Origin of the sequence: Herbaspirillum lusitanum, from assembly GCF_026127345.1 — a bacterium.
GTDB lineage: Bacteria > Pseudomonadota > Gammaproteobacteria > Burkholderiales > Burkholderiaceae_D > Herbaspirillum > Herbaspirillum lusitanum.
In genome coordinates this window covers 29,281-44,766 of record NZ_QXFG01000012.1, presented here as the reverse complement: position 1 = coordinate 44,766, position 15,486 = coordinate 29,281, and the positions used below count along the sequence as shown (strand labels likewise).

At 64.2% G+C, this 15,486-nt stretch carries 16 protein-coding genes; all 16 read right to left on the bottom strand.

Annotated features, from left to right (window positions below):
• Nucleotides 1–53 precede the first annotated feature (53 nt).
• Genes DXT88_RS17800 through DXT88_RS17725 form a run of 16 tightly spaced genes read right to left on the bottom strand, consistent with a single transcriptional unit; the run spans nucleotide 54 to nucleotide 15,478 of the window.
• The gene (locus DXT88_RS17800; protein WP_265215424.1) at nucleotides 54–503 is read right to left on the bottom strand and encodes an excinuclease ATPase subunit; all 450 of its coding nucleotides are present in this window, start codon (nucleotides 501–503) and stop codon (nucleotides 54–56) included.
• Nucleotides 504–535: 32 nt separating this feature from the next.
• On the bottom strand, nucleotides 536–1,789 hold the full coding sequence (locus DXT88_RS17795) for a beta-ketoacyl-ACP synthase (protein ID WP_265215423.1): 1,254 nt from the start codon (nucleotides 1,787–1,789) through the stop codon (nucleotides 536–538).
• Nucleotides 1,786–2,523 carry a 3-oxoacyl-ACP reductase FabG gene (gene fabG, locus DXT88_RS17790; RefSeq protein WP_265215422.1) on the bottom strand — a complete coding sequence of 246 codons (738 nt, stop codon included), beginning with the start codon at nucleotides 2,521–2,523 and terminating at the stop codon, nucleotides 1,786–1,788. Before fabG ends, DXT88_RS17795 begins: the two co-directional genes overlap by 4 nt.
• On the bottom strand, nucleotides 2,520–2,996 hold the full coding sequence (locus tag DXT88_RS17785) for a hotdog family protein (RefSeq protein ID WP_265215421.1): 477 nt from the start codon (nucleotides 2,994–2,996) through the stop codon (nucleotides 2,520–2,522). The genes fabG and DXT88_RS17785 overlap by 4 nt, the downstream gene beginning before the upstream one ends.
• Nucleotides 2,986–4,194 carry a beta-ketoacyl-ACP synthase gene (locus DXT88_RS17780; RefSeq protein ID WP_265215420.1) on the bottom strand — a complete coding sequence of 403 codons (1,209 nt, stop codon included), beginning with the start codon at nucleotides 4,192–4,194 and terminating at the stop codon, nucleotides 2,986–2,988. The genes DXT88_RS17785 and DXT88_RS17780 overlap by 11 nt, the downstream gene beginning before the upstream one ends.
• Nucleotides 4,191–4,781 carry a DUF3261 domain-containing protein gene (locus DXT88_RS17775; RefSeq protein WP_265215419.1) on the bottom strand — a complete coding sequence of 197 codons (591 nt, stop codon included), beginning with the start codon at nucleotides 4,779–4,781 and terminating at the stop codon, nucleotides 4,191–4,193. Before DXT88_RS17775 ends, DXT88_RS17780 begins: the two co-directional genes overlap by 4 nt.
• Nucleotides 4,772–6,010: an NAD(P)/FAD-dependent oxidoreductase gene (locus DXT88_RS17770; RefSeq protein WP_265215418.1), complete on the bottom strand. Its 1,239-nt coding sequence runs from the start codon at nucleotides 6,008–6,010 to the stop codon at nucleotides 4,772–4,774. Before DXT88_RS17770 ends, DXT88_RS17775 begins: the two co-directional genes overlap by 10 nt.
• Entirely contained in the window at nucleotides 5,994–8,429 is a 2,436-nt protein-coding gene (locus DXT88_RS17765; RefSeq protein ID WP_407649363.1) for an MMPL family transporter, read from the bottom strand. Before DXT88_RS17765 ends, DXT88_RS17770 begins: the two co-directional genes overlap by 17 nt.
• Nucleotides 8,422–9,048, bottom strand: coding sequence for an outer membrane lipoprotein carrier protein LolA (locus DXT88_RS17760; RefSeq protein WP_040503756.1), 627 nt, complete (start codon nucleotides 9,046–9,048; stop codon nucleotides 8,422–8,424). The genes DXT88_RS17765 and DXT88_RS17760 overlap by 8 nt, the downstream gene beginning before the upstream one ends.
• On the bottom strand, nucleotides 9,045–9,512 hold the full coding sequence (locus DXT88_RS17755) for an acyl-CoA thioesterase (protein ID WP_265215417.1): 468 nt from the start codon (nucleotides 9,510–9,512) through the stop codon (nucleotides 9,045–9,047). The genes DXT88_RS17760 and DXT88_RS17755 overlap by 4 nt, the downstream gene beginning before the upstream one ends.
• The gene (locus DXT88_RS17750) at nucleotides 9,505–11,088 is read right to left on the bottom strand and encodes an HAL/PAL/TAL family ammonia-lyase (protein ID WP_265215416.1); all 1,584 of its coding nucleotides are present in this window, start codon (nucleotides 11,086–11,088) and stop codon (nucleotides 9,505–9,507) included. Before DXT88_RS17750 ends, DXT88_RS17755 begins: the two co-directional genes overlap by 8 nt.
• Nucleotides 11,075–12,094, bottom strand: a complete 1,020-nt coding sequence (locus DXT88_RS17745) for an LpxL/LpxP family acyltransferase (protein ID WP_265215415.1) — start codon at nucleotides 12,092–12,094, stop codon at nucleotides 11,075–11,077. The genes DXT88_RS17750 and DXT88_RS17745 overlap by 14 nt, the downstream gene beginning before the upstream one ends.
• Complete coding sequence (locus DXT88_RS17740) at nucleotides 12,091–12,846, bottom strand: glycosyltransferase family 2 protein (RefSeq protein WP_265215414.1); 756 nt, start codon at nucleotides 12,844–12,846, stop codon at nucleotides 12,091–12,093. Before DXT88_RS17740 ends, DXT88_RS17745 begins: the two co-directional genes overlap by 4 nt.
• The gene (locus tag DXT88_RS17735; RefSeq protein WP_265215413.1) at nucleotides 12,843–14,645 is read right to left on the bottom strand and encodes an AMP-binding protein; all 1,803 of its coding nucleotides are present in this window, start codon (nucleotides 14,643–14,645) and stop codon (nucleotides 12,843–12,845) included. The genes DXT88_RS17740 and DXT88_RS17735 overlap by 4 nt, the downstream gene beginning before the upstream one ends.
• Nucleotides 14,638–15,195, bottom strand: a complete 558-nt coding sequence (locus DXT88_RS17730) for a COG4648 family protein (RefSeq protein ID WP_265215412.1) — start codon at nucleotides 15,193–15,195, stop codon at nucleotides 14,638–14,640. Before DXT88_RS17730 ends, DXT88_RS17735 begins: the two co-directional genes overlap by 8 nt.
• Nucleotides 15,182–15,478 carry an acyl carrier protein gene (locus DXT88_RS17725; protein WP_265215411.1) on the bottom strand — a complete coding sequence of 99 codons (297 nt, stop codon included), beginning with the start codon at nucleotides 15,476–15,478 and terminating at the stop codon, nucleotides 15,182–15,184. Before DXT88_RS17725 ends, DXT88_RS17730 begins: the two co-directional genes overlap by 14 nt.
• Between the last annotated feature and the right edge of the window lie 8 nt (nucleotides 15,479–15,486).

Here is a 15,486-nt window from a genome sequence, read left to right as displayed (position 1 = left end):
GCGGGGCTCCTGAGTGGCGCACACCCCGATATGCAATTGCGGATGATGTCGGATTACTTGTCGGCGATTTTGACAAAATCGCCCTTCAAGGCAACACCGGCAATGATGGCGCCTGCGTGGCATTCGAACTTGCTGGTGCTGGCCATCTCGTCTTTCTTGTAATAACTGACGATATTGACCACCGCATTGGCGCCCAATTGCTTGGCGCGTGTTTCGAATGCGAGGAGGGCGGAAAGGAATGCCCAATTGCAGGCAACTTCGTCGGACTTGCCGAAGGAGTTGGTTTTGCGATTGGAAAAGTCGGTGGCCAGTTTTTCAAGGATCGCCGGATGCGGCTGGTCTGCAAAATATAACTTCACGGTCCCGCTCAACTTGCTTTCGGCGTCCTTGGTATTGAGGCCTTCTTCAATGGACAGGAGATGCTTGGTGTCGCGCGCCTGGACCGGCAGGCTCGCGATACTCAGGATGCCGGCGGCAATCAACAGGGAGCAGATTTTTTGCATGGTTTTTTCCTTTTCTGGTGGATGGGCGCCGCTCAGGCGTGGCGTTTGAAAATCAGCGACGTATTGATCCCGCCGAACGCAAAATTGTTCGACATGATGTATTCGCATTCGAGACGGCGACCTTCGCCGGCGATGTAGTCGAGTTGGCCGCATTCCGGATCGACGCGGGTCAGGTTGATGGTCGGGGCGAACCAGTTGGCGTGCATCATCTCGATGCTGAGCCAGGCTTCCAGTGCGCCGCAGGCCCCCAGCGTGTGGCCCATGTAGCTCTTGAGCGAACTGATCGGCGTCTTGTCGCCGAATACGCGCGCGGTGGCGTTGGACTCGGCGACGTCGCCTTGTTTGGTGCCGGTGCCGTGGGCGTTGATGTAGCCGATCGCAGCCGCGTCGAGTCCGGCGTCGGCCAGCGCCATGTCGATGGCGATCTTCATGGTGTCGGCGTTGGGATTGGTGACGTGGCTGCCGTCGCTGTTGGTGCCGAAGCCCACAATCTCCGCATAGATGCGGGCGCCGCGCGCCTGTGCATGTTCCAGGTCTTCCAGGATCAGCGTGCCGGCGCCTTCTCCCAGCACCAGGCCGTCGCGCTGTTCGTCGAACGGGCTGGGCGTGATGGCCGGCGTGTCGTTGCGCACGCTGGTGGCGTACAGCGTGTCGAATACGGCGGCTTCCGAGGCGCACAGTTCTTCCGAGCCGCCGGCGATCATGGCGATCTGGCGGCCGCTGCGGATCGCCTCGTAGGCGTAGCCGATGCCCTGGCTGCCGGAGGTGCAGGCGCTCGAGGTGGTGATGATGCGGCCGGTGACGCCGAAGAACACGCCCATGTTGACCGGCGCGGTATGCGCCATCATCTTGAGATAGGTGTTGGCGTTGATGTTCCGGGTGCTTTTTTCCGTGAACAGCATGCTGAAGTCGGCCACCGCGCTGGGCGTGCCGGCGGAAGAACCGTAGGCGATGCCGACGCCGCCGTTGCGCAGCAGCGGGTCGTCGAGCAGGCCGGCGTCGGCCAGCGCCCATTCGCTGGCGCGGGTCGCCAGCAGCGCAACGCGGCCCATGCTGCGCGTGCTCTTGCGGTTATAGCGCTCGGACAATTCGAAGGCGGCGGCCGGTGCGCCCAGGCGCGTATGCAAGCCGTTGTATTCATCCCATTCGGGCATCCGCACGACCGCATTGCGATAACTGAGCAGGTGTTCCTGCGCGCTGCGCCAGTCGTTGCCGATGGGGCTGATGCCGGCCATGCCGGTGACGGCGACGCGGCGCTCCTTCAGAGGACGATGGTTGGCGCTCATACCAGGCCTCCGTTGACCGAGATGACCTGGCGCGTGATGTAGGCGGCGTCTTCCTGCATCAGGAAGCTGACCGCGGACGCGACTTCTTCCGGCTTGCCGGCGCGGCGTGCGGGAATCAGCTTGAGGATGTCTTCCATCGGCAAATCATCGGTCATGTCGGTGTCGATCAGGCCGGGCGCGACGCAGTTGACGGTGATGTTGCGCTTGGCCAGTTCCAGCGCGAGCGCCTTGGTGGCGCCGATGATGCCGGCCTTGGCGGCGCTGTAGTTGACCTGGCCGCGATTGCCGACCATGCCGGAGACCGAGGCCAGCGTGACGATGCGGCCCGGCTTGCGGCGCTGGATCATCGGCATGACGAGCGGATACAGCACGTTGTAGAAACCATCCAGATTGGTCTTGATCACGCTGTCCCAGTCGACCCCGGGCATGGCCGGAAAGGCGTTGTCGCGCGCGATGCCGGCGTTGCAGACCACGCCGTAATAAGCCCCGTGTTGTTCAACGTCTTGCAGCAGGATGCCGGAGGTCTGCGCGCGCTCGCCGATGTCGAATTGCAGCACGCGCGCGCTGCGTCCCAGCGCCTCGATTTCTTTCGCCACCGCGTCGGCGGCATCGCGCCGGCTGTGGCAGTGCAGGACGATGTCATAGCCGTCGCGCGCCAGGCGCAGCGCAATCGCCTTGCCGATGCCGCGGCTGGAGCCGGTGACCAGGATGGTGTTGTTCCCCGTGTTTGTCATTGTGGGCTTTCTTGTAGAAACTCCCCGGCGTCATGCGGCTGGAAGACCGAGATCGTCGCCTGCGCCAGTTGTTGTTGTGAGTCTGCGTCGCGGATGCTGCAGGCGAACGATCCAAGACCGTTGTCGGCCTGCAGCAGTTTTTCGACCTCGACGTGCAAGGTGCTGCCGGTGGCGAAATACGGCACGCTGGCGTCGTAGCGGCGCGAACCGAGCAGGAAGCCGATCCTGACCGCTTCACCGCGCTGTTGCGCATGATAACCGGCCCAGGCGGCGATCGCCTGCGCCATGTATTCGATGCCGACCCAGGCGCCGACGCCGGTTCCGGTTCCGGTCAGGAACAGGCTGTCGTCGACGATGGCGACTTGCGCACACAGCTTGTCGGCGTCCACGCTGATCACGCGGTCCAGCAGCAGCATGGGCGCGGCATGCGGAACCAGCGCGGCGATCTGCGGAAATTGTTTTTCAGTCTGCATTGCCGCCCCTTCCAAGAATCAGGGCGGCGTTGCTGCCGCCGAAGGCGAACGAATTGCTCAGCACATAGCGCGACGGTCTTCCCAGCGATTCTCCAACCCGTACCGTATGCAAGACCGGCAGTGCCGGATCGGCCTGGCCGTCCCACAGGTGCGGCGGCAATATCCCGGTGGGATTGTCGTCCTGCATCGTCAGCCAGCACAGCCCGGCTTCGATGGCGCTGGCCGCGCCCAAGGCATGTCCGGTGAAGGATTTGGTTGAACTGACCGGCGTTTTTGCGCCGAACAGCTGGTGGATCGCTTTCGATTCCATGGCGTCGTTTTGCAGTGTCGCGGTGCCGTGAAGATTGATGTAGTCGATCTGCTCCGGCGCAATGGCGGCGCGTAGCAATGCCTGCCGGATTGCCAGGGCGGCGCCGACGCCTTCCGGATCGGGGGCGGAAATGTGATGGGCGTCGGACGATTCGCCCCAGCCGCACAAGGCGACAGTGGCGGCAGCAGCTTCGGAGGTCATCAGAAACAGGGCGGCGCCTTCGCCGATGTTGATGCCGCGGCGATTGATGCTGAGCGGATTGCAGCGCTCGGCGCTGACCGAATCCAAAGACGAGAAGCCGGCGATCGTGAAGTCGCACAGCGTATCCACGCCGCCGCTGATGACGGCGTCGCACAGTCCCATGTTGATCAGGCGCGCGGCGCTGGCCATGGCCTTGGCGCTTGACGAGCAGGCGCTGGAATGGACATAGGCCGGGCCGCAGAGGCCGAGCGTCATTGCCAGCGCGGCGGCGGGCGAGCCGAGTTCCTGCTGGCCGTAATGGAATTGCGCGGGGAATTTCCCGTGGGCGACATAGTGCCTGAAGGCCGCTTCGCCTTCTGCAATGCCGGAGGTGCTGGTGCCGAGCACGACGCCGATGCGATCCGGGCCGAAGCGCGCAATCAGGGTCTCCACTTCAGGACGTATCTGCGCCAGCGCCGCCAGCGCGACACGATTGTTGCGACTGCGTTCCCGCAGCGGCAGGTGTGCCGCCGTGGGCAACTCTTCGTCGGAAAAAGGAATGCTGCCCACGATGCGCGGGGCATCCTCGTATGCATGGCGCCCGCTGGTGCGCAGCCCGCTGTCGCCGGCGAACAGGCGCTGCCGGATGCCGGCATGCGTGGCGCCGAGCGAACAAATCATCCCCAATGCGTTCAGATAAATCGTCATGGTGCAGTGACAACCGATTGTATGGTCAGCTTGTAGAGATAGCGAAAATTGGTCAGGATCACCTTGCCGCCCCACGCTTTGCGGTCAGGATAATCGATTTGCGCGATGACTTCGCGGTGCAGCAGCAAGGTCCGCTGCATGTCGTTTTCCTCAAGCTCCCAGCCGGGCGGCAAAGCGGCGCGGAGGGCGGCGGCCGGCCACAGCGTCAGTTGCACGTCCTGCAACACGTCTTCGCCCTGGACTTCCTTGGGCAGCATGAAGTGGCGCCAGGTTTTCAGTTCCTTGCCGTCGTAGTGCAGGGACATGACGCGCTGGCCGAACGCCAGGCCGACCAGGTCGAGATGATCCGGCTCGATTTCGAGCACGGTGTCGATTTCATCGGTGCGGCCGGCGCGCTCCACGGTCAGGTGTTGCTGCAGGCTGAGCGAGGCGCCGAGCGAGGCCGGCGACAGCTGCAGGTGCAGGCGGGTGGATGGAGCCGGCGCCGACGCCGGTGTGGCCGGTGTAGTTGAACAGCCGGACAGCAGCATCGCCATGGCGGTTGCAGCCGTGAAGACGCTGAATGAAGCCGGAAAATTCAGGCGCATATGCTTTCCAGTGCGGTCAGGCGACGCTTGCTTTCGCTCACGAAGGGATTGCTCAGATCCCAGGCGTAGCCGGCCAGGATCGCCGAAATCATGCGGCGGATCACCGGCTCTTGCTGCTCATGAAAGATGACCTTCTGGAAACCGCCGGCATACCAGGATTCGACGAAGGTGCGGAAGGTGTTGACGCCGTTCTTCAGGGGGACTGCGTAGTCGGTTTCCCAGTCCACGTTTTCGCCGGCGAGCATGCGCGCGAGGGTCTCGGTGGCCAGGCTGGCGGATTTCAATGCAATCGTCACACCCGACGAAAAGATCGGATCGAGGAATTCGCCGGCATTGCCGAGCAGCGCGAAGTTCTTGCCCCACAGCGAGGTGACGTTGGCGGCATAGCCGGAAATGGCGCGCGCCGGCGTATCCCATTCGGCGTGCTGCAACAGCGCGCGCAGGGCGGGGTCTTGCATGACCAGCGTGCGCAGCTTGTGCGTTTCGTCGCCGTCGATGGCGGCCAGGAAGGATGATTCGGCCACCACGCCGATGGAGCAGCGCCCCTGGGCAAAGGGAATCAGCCAGTACCAGACGTCATGATGCTCGGGATGCACCGTGATGCGAATCTTGTTGCGATCGAACTGCGGATCGCGGATGCCGTCGGCGATGTGCGTGAAGCATGCGCCGCGCAGGGGGAATCCGGATGGCCGCTCCAGGTCGAGCAGGCGCGGCAGCACGCGGCCGAAGCCGCTGGCGTCGAGGATGAAACGGGATTCGATCGTGTACTCGCGGCCATCGGCGTCGCGTACCTGCGTGCGGGGACGTTCACCGGCCAGGTCGACGGCGGTGACGCTGTGGCGATAGCGTATTTCGGCGCCCTGGAGTTCGGCTTGCTGCGCCAGCAGGTGGTCGAAATCGGCGCGCTGCACCTGATAGGTGGTGCCCCATCCGGCCGAATGCTTGTCGCGGAAGTCGAACGCAGTCTGGCGTTCGCCGCAGACGAAGGATGCACCGTTCTTGAACTGGAACCCGTGCTCCACGACCGCCTGCAACATGCCGGCCTGTTCCAGATAGGCCATGCTCTGCGGCAGCAGGCTTTCACCGATGGAGAAGCGGGGAAACTGCTCGCGCTCGATGACCAGCACCTGATGGCCGCGGCGACGCAACAAGGCGGCGGCTACCGCACCGGCCGGGCCGGCGCCGATGATGAGGATGTCGTGCTGTTCGATACTATTGTTTGTCGTCATAAGGGCTCGTAGAGGGAGAAGCAGCGCCGGAAAAACACGGCGAGATGAGCCAGACCAAGGCCATGCCGATCAGCATGGTCAATCCGAATGCATGCAAGGGAGGGCTGCTGCTCAAGGCCAGCAGTCCGAACGAAAGCAGGGCGCTGATCGCCGACAATCCCACCGTCAGCCACGAAAATCGGCGGTGACGATCCGTCGGTTCCTGCAGGAATATGCCGTAGTCGACACCAAGTCCCAACAGCAGCAGACAAGCCAGCACATGGAAAAGTTGCAGCGGCTGCCCCGTCAGGCCGAACAGCGCCAGCGTCGCCAGCGTCGCCAGCAGCGGCGGTGCAATCGCCCGCCAGGCGGCGCGGCGATAGCGCAAGGAGAGCAGCAGGAAAATGGTGAAGTAGGCTGCCAGCAACGCCCACGTCATGTACTCACGGTAGTAGTGCAGCACCGCAGAAATGTCGGCCACCTTGTCGACCCATTGCACACCCTCGGCCGGGGTTGCGGCAGCGGCCAGCAGCGGCAACTGCCGATAGTCGCTGAGGCCGCGCACGGCCACGATGCTGGCGTACTGCGCGCCGGTTTTTCCCAGCCACAGATGACGCCAGGGCTGGCCCGCCGGTGAGTCGATGAAGGCCTGGGGCAGCAGCGGCTTGCCATGCGCCAGCAAGCGTTGGCGCATGTCTTGCACCCAGAGCGAATTTTCATCGATGGCCGCCGCGATGGCGGCAAGCGGACCTTGTGGCGCCAGCAGGGTTGCGGCGACCAGATCGCGATCGGCCTGTTGTTGCCGTTGGGACGGCACCCAATTGGAGACGGCCTGCACGCCGCTGATCAGTTTCTTGCCGATGAGGTCTTGCAGTCGTTGCTTCAGTTGTTCCTCGCGCTGGAGGACCTGTTCGGGCGTGTCGCCGCGCACCAGATAGAACTGGGCCGGGTTGGGCGTGTCGAGCAGCTTGCCGAGTTTGATCTGATCGTCGAGCAGGCGTTGCGGTGTTTTTTGCAGCGCGCGGATGTCGTCGCTGACGTTCAGGCGCGTCAGTCCCGCCACGATGAAGACGGCAAGCGTCGCCAGCAGAAGATAGCCGTTGCGGCTGGCGCTGAAGCGCGGCCAGCGCCCGATGCTGTGGCTGTAACGATCGGCCAGCGCGGTGCTGCGCAAGGTGCCGGCGTGGATCAGCGCCGGAAACCACAGGATCACGGTTAGCCAGGCAAACAATAATCCGAGCACCGAAAACACCGCCATCTGGCGCAATCCTGGGAAGGGCGTCAGCGCCATTCCGAGATAGCCGATGACGGCCGCCAGCAGCATCAGCGCAAGGCCCGGCAGCAAGCGGCGCAGCAACGCGCGGGAATCGGTTTGTGCTGCCGTACCGAGCCGTGCGCACAGGAAATAAATCGCATAGTCCTGGGCGATGCCCACCAGGCTGGCGCCGAACACGAGCGTAAGCAGGTGCAGGCGGCCAAACAGCAACCAGCTGACCGACAACGCGCCGAGACAGCCGATGGCGATGGACAGGGCAATCAGCGCGATCGGCTTGAGCGAGCGGAACGTCAGCCACATCAGCAGCACGATGCCGATCAGCGAGCCGGCGCCGATGGTGGTCATCTCGCTGCTGGCCTGGCTGCTGCCGGCTGCGGCATGCAGGATGACGCCGGCAGTGATGATCTCCGCGTCGGGCACGGCTTGTTTCGCCGCCCGGCCGGCCTGCTCAAGCAGGGGAATGACTTGCTGCTGGGCGGAGATCGAAAACGCCGACTGCTGCAAGTTCAGCAGCAGCAACACATACGAGCGGCCGCCGCTGTCGACGAACAGGCGGCCGTCGCGTGGGCGTACCGGGGTTTCTTGCGCACGCGCCTGCACCCAGCCGCTGAACAGGCCGAACGGATCATCCTGCCACGCGCCCAGCCGGGGGCCGCCGAAAGCGCCGTACATCGCACCGAGCGCCAGTTGGCCCCATTGTTGCGGCGAGTCGCTGCGCAGCTTGTCGCGTTGCTCCTGCGTCAGCAACATCAGGCGGCTCCGGTCGAAACTCGCCAGCCAGTCGCCTTGCAATTGTGCGGCGTCGCCCGCCAGCGGTTGCAGCAGCGCGGGCTGTTTGCCGATGACGGTATCATAGGCCGATGCGGCCTGCATCGCCTTGTCCCAGTCGGCGTCACCGATGAGGACCACAACTTTTTGCTGGGCGCTGTCGACCATGTGGACGAACGCTTGCTGCATGGCGTCGTCATGACGCGACGATGGCAGCAGGGCGAGGATGTCGGTGTCGGGGCTGGCACGCTGCACCAGCCACAGGTAAGCGTTGTGACCGAGCAGCACGGCAACCACCAGCAGCCATGCCAGCGCCAGACCGCGTCCTGCACCGCGCAAGGATTTGCGCGGCGGAACACCCGAGGTGGCGGCGTGCTGGTCGGCCGGCTCAGTCAAACATCGCTCCTTCTTCCGCGCTCATGGCCTTGTCGCCGGTCTGGATGGCGGAGAACACGATCTCGGTATGGTCGCCCGAGGCTTCCTGCATGATCACCTTGTTGACGAAGGCGCCGCCTTCGAGCCGGATATCGCCGATGGCTTTGGCCAGGCCCGGTTCGCGCGCCTTGAGGGCGACATTCCAGTTGCCGTTCCTGATGGCGCCGTCGAGCTCGAAGAGCTTGTCGAGCTGGCTCAGGTCGCCCGCCAGCAGCGAGAACAGCACGTTGTTGATCATCTTGACGACCGGCTCCTGCTGGGCGTCGAGGCGCATGGCGACGCGGCCGTTCTGCATCTGCACGATGGCGTTGCGGGTGATGCGCAGGGTGCTTGGAAACGGCTGCAGCGTCTGCCACAGGATGCCCTTGCCGGCGGCGACGCAGAAGCGCCCGTTCGACAGCAGGGGCTTCTTGATGCCGGTCAGTTGTTTGGTCTGGTCGAAGCGGCCGCACATGACGGCGGGTTTGGTCAGCGCCGCCTGGATTTGCGCGACCGGCGCGGCAGCCTCGGCGATGGCGCTTCCTGCCGTGAGTACGCCGAATGCGGCCCATGCAGTCAATTTGCGGAGAGTAAGAGTCATGTCGGTTCCGGATAAGGTAAGCCCAGTTTTTGCCACAATACCGGGGGACTGAGGAAGCACATCTCGCGTTTTTCCATCTGCACCGCCACTTGCGTGGTGACGCCGCGCGTCAGGCGTTGTCCGCTGGCGGCGTCGGTGACGAGGTATTCCATCTTCAACCGGTTTTCCCACTCGACGATGGCGGCGCGCACCTTGATGCGCTGGCGGAAGGTGGCCGGATTGGAATAGCGCACCTGCAGGTCGATGATCGGCCACATGTAGCCGGATTCCTTCATCGCGCCGTAGTTGTAGTCGATCTTGTCGAGCAGCGCGCAACGGGCCGCTTCAAAATATTCGATATAGCGGCCGTGCCAGACCACTTCCATCGGATCGATGTCGTAGAACTGGATTTGCAGTTCCACTTCACCTGTCCATGGCGAGTTGGCCAGCGTGATTTTTTCTTTGGAGAGCCGGAGTTCAGTCATACAGACTCCAGGCGCGTGCGCGGATACGATCCAGTAGCAGGCGCAGGTCGGGTTCCAGCATGCGGTCTTCGGCAATCGGGGCGATGTCGGCGCACAGCGCTTCCTGCATCGCCGCCAGGCGGCCGCCGGGCAACGCGGCCAACGGGATTTCCGGGTTCTGTTCATTGCGCAGCCACACGCCCTGGCGCACCGTGATCAGCAGCGCCGCCACGACTTGTTCGGTCAGTTCCAGCACGCGCAGGCAGTCGCGCGCGGCGATGGTGCCCATGCTGACCTTGTCCTGGTTGTGGCATTCGGTCGAGCGGGAGAACACCGAGGCCGGCATGGTCAGTTTGAGTGCTTCTGCCGTCCACGCCGAGGCGCTGATCTGCAGGGCCTTGAGACCGTGATTGATGGCCGCGCGCGAACCCTTGACGCCGGACAGATTGGCCGGCAGGCCGTTGTTGTAGCGATTGTCGACCATCAAGGCCATCTGGCGATCGAGCAGGTCGGCGATGTTGGCGACGGCATTCTTCATGCTGTCCATGGCGAAGGCGATGTGACCGCCGTAGAAATGGCCGCCATGCAGCACGCGCTCGTTGTCGGGATCGATCAGCGGATTGTCGTTGGCGCTGTTGAGTTCATTTTCGATATAGCTGCGCAGCCACGGCAGCGCATCGGTCAGCACGCCGATCACGTGCGGCGCGCAGCGGATCGAGTAGCGATCCTGCAGTCGCTTCTCATTGCGCAGCGGCTGGTCGCAGCGCAGGTCGGTCTGCAGCCAGCCGGCGACTTGCTGCTGGCCTGGATGCGGCTTGACCGAGAACAGCGTGGCGTCGAAATGATGGGCATTGCCGTCCAGTGTGAAGCTGGCCATGGCGGTGATGCGCGTGGCCAATTTGCAGAGGTATTCGGCGCGCTCGTAGGCCATGCAAGCCAGCGCGGTCATGACGGCGGTGCCGTTCATGATGGCCAGGCCTTCCTTCGGGCGCAGGCGCAGCGGCGTCAGGCCGGCGGCTTGCAGCGCTGCGGCAGCGTCGACTGGTTCACCGCGATTTTTCTCTGTGCCCCAGACTTTGCGTTCGCCGCACAGCACCGCCGCCAGGTAGGACAGCGGCGTCAGGTCGCCGCTGGCGCCGACCGAACCCTCGGCCGGGATCAGCGGCAGCAGGTCGTGTTGCAGCAGGGCGGCGATCTGGTTCAGCAGTCCCACGCTGACGCCGGAGTAACCCTTGCTCAGCGAAGTCAGCCGCGCCGCCAGGATGGCGCGCGTCTGTTGCGGCGAGAACAATTCGCCGAGGCCGCAGCCGTGATACGTGTAGAGGTGATGCGGTAGTTCCGGCACCAGTTCGGGCGGGACGTTGACCGTGCATGAATCGCCGTAGCCGGTGGTGACGCCGTAGACGGTGCCGTCTTCGCGCAGCAACCGGTCGAGGAAGTCGGCGCCGCGCTGGATGCGCGCGAGGAAATCCGGCGCGTCCGACAGCGCCGCGCGTGCGGAACCGGCGGCAATGGCGTTGACGTCTTCGATGCGCAGGGGCTGGGAGCCGAAGGTGACGAAAGTATCCGGCGATGTCGATGTATCAGTGTGGCGCATGGCGGTTGTCCGAGGAGGGCTGAGTCCGGGGTTGGGGCTGAGCCCAGAAGTCATAGAAATTGAACCATTGCAAAGGCGTCTGCAGGCAATGGTGCTCAAGGCGGGCGGCATAGTCGGCCGCCAGTTCGCTGAACAGTCGTTCGCGCTGCTTGCGCGGCAAGCTGATCCGTTCACGGAAAGCTTCGAAGCACAAGGTCGCGCCATCGCGCGTGCGTTGCGAAAACATCAGGTAAGTCGGGCATTCCAGCAGGCTGGCCAGGACATATGGACCGATCGGGAACGGCGCCTCTGCACCCAGGAAATTCGCGGTGGCCACGCGTGGAGCCGGTGACACGGGCACCCGGTCGCCGGCGATCACCACGAACTCGCCGCGTGCGACTTTTTCGGCCAGCAGCACCGCCGTGGCGGGCGTCATCTCGGTCACCTGGATCAGGTCGAGCTGGCTGCGCGGATCGAGTTGCGCCAGCATCCGGTTGAACGCCTGCGCATGCTTGGTATGGACCAGAACGGTCAGTTTCAGTTCGGGATGATTGCGGCCGGCCACGCGGCACAGTTCCAGGTTGCCGAGATGCGTACAGATCAGCAGGCCGCCACGCTTGGCGGCGACGGCGTCGGTGACGATCTGGCCGCCGCTGACGGTGACTTTATCCAGCGGGAACAGGCCGCCCCACAGCAGCATCTTGTCGAGCAGGCTTTCGCCGAAGGCGGCGAAGTGGCGCAGCGCGCCGCCCAGTCCGGAAGCAATGCGCAGGTCGGGACGGCGCCGGCGCACGCGCGCCAGGTAGTCGAGCGAGGCCGCGCGCGCGACCGGATTACGCGCCATGTACCAGAACAGCACCGGATACAGCATCAGGCGGAACGGCCAGCGTCCGAAGAGACGGTAGACCACGAACAGCAGGCGCATGCCGCCGACGAAGCTGACTTCGTTGATGTGCGCCCAGTGGCGGCCGGATTTGGCTTCATCGACAGCTTTGACTGCGGCTGACGGCTTCATCGCCTCGCTCATGCGGCATTCCTCCGCAGCTTGCCCAACTTGCGGATGAGCAGCAACGGCGAGCGCCACAGCATGCCGAAGAACAGCACCGTGTGCATGCGCGAAATCAGCACGTTGTCGAGCCACAGCCTGAAATGCGAAACGCCGTCGCTGGGATAGCCCACGCGCGTGGGCAGGTTGATCACGGACACTCCGCGCCAGTGCAGGCGGACCAGGATTTCGGTGTCGAAGTCCATGCGGCAGCCGATTTTCTGCACCGACGTCAATGCCGTGACCGCCGCCAGCGGATACAGGCGGAAGCCGCACATCGAATCGCGGATGTCGAACGACAGGGTATTGATCCAGACCCATACGTGCGTCAGGTAGCGTGCATACAGGCGTCCCTTGGGCACGCTGTCGTCGTAGATCGGGCAGCCGTTGATGACTGCTTGCGGATGGCGTGCGGACAGCGCAATGAAGCGGGCGATGTCGGCGGCATCATGCTGGCCGTCAGCGTCGATCTGCAGCGCATGGCTGTAGCCATGCTGCGCGAGGTGATGCAAGCCGGTGAGGACGGCGTCGCCCTTGCCGCGGTTCATGGCATGGCGCAGCAGCGTCACGCGCCGGGGATGTTCGGCGGCCAGCCGGTCCAGCACGGCGGCGCAGGCGGCGTTGCTGCCGTCGTCCACCAGTATGCAATGGAGCCCATGCAACAGCACTGCCGCCAGCACGGCGGGAATGGCGAGCTCATGGTTGTAGACGGGGATCACGACGCCGGTCTTCATGTCGCCTCGCCGAACAGGATGCGGCCGCTGGCGTGCTGGCCGCCGGCCGAATGCAGGCGGAACGCCAGGAGGTTTTTCTGCGTATCGTTTTCGAGCTCCAGCGTCAGCGTCGCGCCGGGCGTGACGACGCGCTGGAATTTAAGGGCTTGCAAGGCGCGGAAGTGTGCGGGCAAGTCGAAGTATTGCCGTCCCAATGCCAGCGCCCAGTCGACCTGGACCACGCCGGGCAGGATCGGCGCCTCGGGGAAATGGCCTTCGAAATACAGCAGGTCCGGCGGCACGTGCAATTGCAGCACCACGCTGCGGTCGTCGCGTTGCAGTACGGTTTGTTCGGGCCATCGCGGACGGTTGGTCGACACTGTAGCTGCAGCTTTAGCCGGAGTTTGTTCGAGCAATGCGGTTAGCGCCGCCACGGTGGTCTTGCCTTGCGTGTTGGCGGGCAGGGCGTCGAGGTAACGCCACAGACGCGGCAGCGCCACGCTTTCGATGGCGTCGGCCAGGACCGCGCGCAACTGCGTGTTGAGCGCCAGCTTGCCTTGCTGTTCGAGTACGGTGCGCCCGGCGTCGGTCGGCACCACAAAGGCGGCGATGCGTTCGCGCCGCGAGGACGAAGATGACGACGACGGCAGTTCCTGGTGAACCAGCACGCGCACTTCCGCCGTCAGCGGCGAGGCCAGCAGCAGCCGCTCGATCTGGTCCAGCGAGATGCGCTTTTCTTCCAGCTTGACGATGCGGTCGGCGCGGCCGCGCAGGTAAAAACCTTGCGCCGGGTTTTGCTCGCTGGTGAACTCAACGCGATCCGCCATGCGCAGCCAATGGTCGTCCGGCAAATGCGGCGAGCGCACTTCGAGGCAATCGTGTTCGCTGTTGAGTCGCACCTCCACGCGCGGCATCGGCCGCCAGCTGTCGTCGCGGGCAGTCCCGGCAAGCTCCTGTGGCTGACGCCAGGCGATGCCGCCGGTTTCCGAGCTGCCGTAGATTTCGATCGGACGATGGCCGAGCCGTTGCTGCGTTGCCGCCGCCACGTCGGGCAGCAGCGGTCCGCCGGATGAGAAGATCGCTTGCAGTCGCGAGACATCCAGCCGCACCGGGCTGTCGGGCAGGCGCTTCAGGTGCGCCGGACTGGACAGCAGCAGCCACGGGCGTTGCGGCGCGATGGCGGCCAGGTCTTCCGGGAAGAACGCACTGCGCGCATGGATCGCGCGACCGGCGGCGAGCGGCCACAGCACCTTGAACAGCAAGCCGTAGATGTGCTGGTGCGAGACCGTGGAGACAATGTCGGCCGCGCCTGCCTGTGCGCCGAACAGCACTTCCAGCGTGGCGACTTCGGTGGACAGTTGCGACAGTTTTTTCGGGATGGCCTGCGCCGTGCCGGTGCTGCCGGAGGTGTAGACCACCAGGGCCGGAGCGTCGCCGTCGAGTGGCTGCGGCGTGCCGGCCTTGTCAGCGACAGCGGGCGCCGACGATGGTTGCAGCGGTTGCAACGCCGCATCGAATTCGCCGATGAAACCGTCGACTTCCAGCGCCAGCGCCTTGCAGGTTTCGGCCAGCGTGTCGCTGGGCAGATAGATGGTTTTGCCGGCCTGCCAAGCGCCAAACAGCGCAGCGGCGAAGGAGATCGTGTCCTGCAGGTACAGCGCGAATCGGGCGCCGGGCCGTTGCGACAGCAACTCTCGCCAACCGGCGGTTTCACGGGTGAACTGGACATCCGTGACGGCGTCGTTGCCGCGCCAGCCGGTCACATGGCCGTCTGCGCGCGCAGCCAGCGGCAGTGCCGGCACGTCAATGAAATCAGGCATGGTGTCGACGCCTGACATAGAGCCGGACCAGGTATTCGCCGGCGAACAGCGCACCCATGAGTACATACGAAATGAGGCCGGTATACAGAGACCAGACTGCTTCCGAAGCCCACACCGCCGTGGCGAAGGCGGTGCAGCCGTTGAGCGCGAAGAACAGGCACCAGACCTGGGTCACGCGGCGTGTGTAGGCGACGGCGAAGGCCGGCAGATCGGGATCCTGGATGCGTGCGAAGCGTTCGATGATCGATGGCGGACGCAGCAAGCTGGCGCCGAACAGGGCCAACATGCCGATGCTGATGGCGACCGGGTAAAGCTTGAGCGGCAGCAGAGCGTTCCAGAACAAGGCCGGCGCCGCCAGCAGCAGTGCCGCCAGACTCATCCAGCGATAGCGCTGGCCCATCCTGAAGCTCAGCAGGCGCAGCGCGGCCACGCCCAGCAGCACCAGCGCAAGCTGGCGCGGTTCGATCTTGCCGTGGGAGTACCAGACCAGCAGCGGATAGACCAGGACGACCAGCGTGGTCAGGACCTGGGCGAGATCAGGCCTTTTCATCAATCTTGTTGACATCGTCCGCCTGCAGCAGCTTCGCCAGCACGTCGACCACATCCTGCACCGTGCGCACGGTGCGAAACACGTCGGGCTGTATCCGCTTGCCGGTCATCTGGTTCAGCTTGACCACGATGTCGACGGCGTCGATGCTGTCGATGTCGAGATCGGAATACAGATTGGATTGCGGCGTGATCTTCGCTTTGTCGAGCTCAAACATCTCGTGCAGCATGTCGACGATCCAGATGGAGATCTGGTCCTTGGTCATGGAGGGCGCTAAGGTGGTCATGATGATTC

Coding starts and splice junctions, on each gene's coding strand:
- DXT88_RS17750 (WP_265215416.1), bottom strand. CDS start 11,088: ATGCGCCACACTGATACATCGACATCGCCGGATACTTTCGTCACCTTC.
- fabG (WP_265215422.1), bottom strand. CDS start 2,523: ATGACAAACACGGGGAACAACACCATCCTGGTCACCGGCTCCAGCCGC.
- DXT88_RS17795 (WP_265215423.1), bottom strand. CDS start 1,789: ATGAGCGCCAACCATCGTCCTCTGAAGGAGCGCCGCGTCGCCGTCACC.
- DXT88_RS17775 (WP_265215419.1), bottom strand. CDS start 4,781: ATGCGCCTGAATTTTCCGGCTTCATTCAGCGTCTTCACGGCTGCAACC.
- DXT88_RS17785 (WP_265215421.1), bottom strand. CDS start 2,996: ATGCAGACTGAAAAACAATTTCCGCAGATCGCCGCGCTGGTTCCGCAT.
- DXT88_RS17725 (WP_265215411.1), bottom strand. CDS start 15,478: ATGACCACCTTAGCGCCCTCCATGACCAAGGACCAGATCTCCATCTGG.
- DXT88_RS17780 (WP_265215420.1), bottom strand. CDS start 4,194: ATGACGATTTATCTGAACGCATTGGGGATGATTTGTTCGCTCGGCGCC.
- DXT88_RS17755 (WP_265215417.1), bottom strand. CDS start 9,512: ATGACTGAACTCCGGCTCTCCAAAGAAAAAATCACGCTGGCCAACTCG.
- DXT88_RS17770 (WP_265215418.1), bottom strand. CDS start 6,010: ATGACGACAAACAATAGTATCGAACAGCACGACATCCTCATCATCGGC.
- DXT88_RS17730 (WP_265215412.1), bottom strand. CDS start 15,195: ATGAAAAGGCCTGATCTCGCCCAGGTCCTGACCACGCTGGTCGTCCTG.
- DXT88_RS17800 (WP_265215424.1), bottom strand. CDS start 503: ATGCAAAAAATCTGCTCCCTGTTGATTGCCGCCGGCATCCTGAGTATC.
- DXT88_RS17735 (WP_265215413.1), bottom strand. CDS start 14,645: ATGCCTGATTTCATTGACGTGCCGGCACTGCCGCTGGCTGCGCGCGCA.
- DXT88_RS17740 (WP_265215414.1), bottom strand. CDS start 12,846: ATGAAGACCGGCGTCGTGATCCCCGTCTACAACCATGAGCTCGCCATT.
- DXT88_RS17745 (WP_265215415.1), bottom strand. CDS start 12,094: ATGAGCGAGGCGATGAAGCCGTCAGCCGCAGTCAAAGCTGTCGATGAA.
- DXT88_RS17760 (WP_040503756.1), bottom strand. CDS start 9,048: ATGACTCTTACTCTCCGCAAATTGACTGCATGGGCCGCATTCGGCGTA.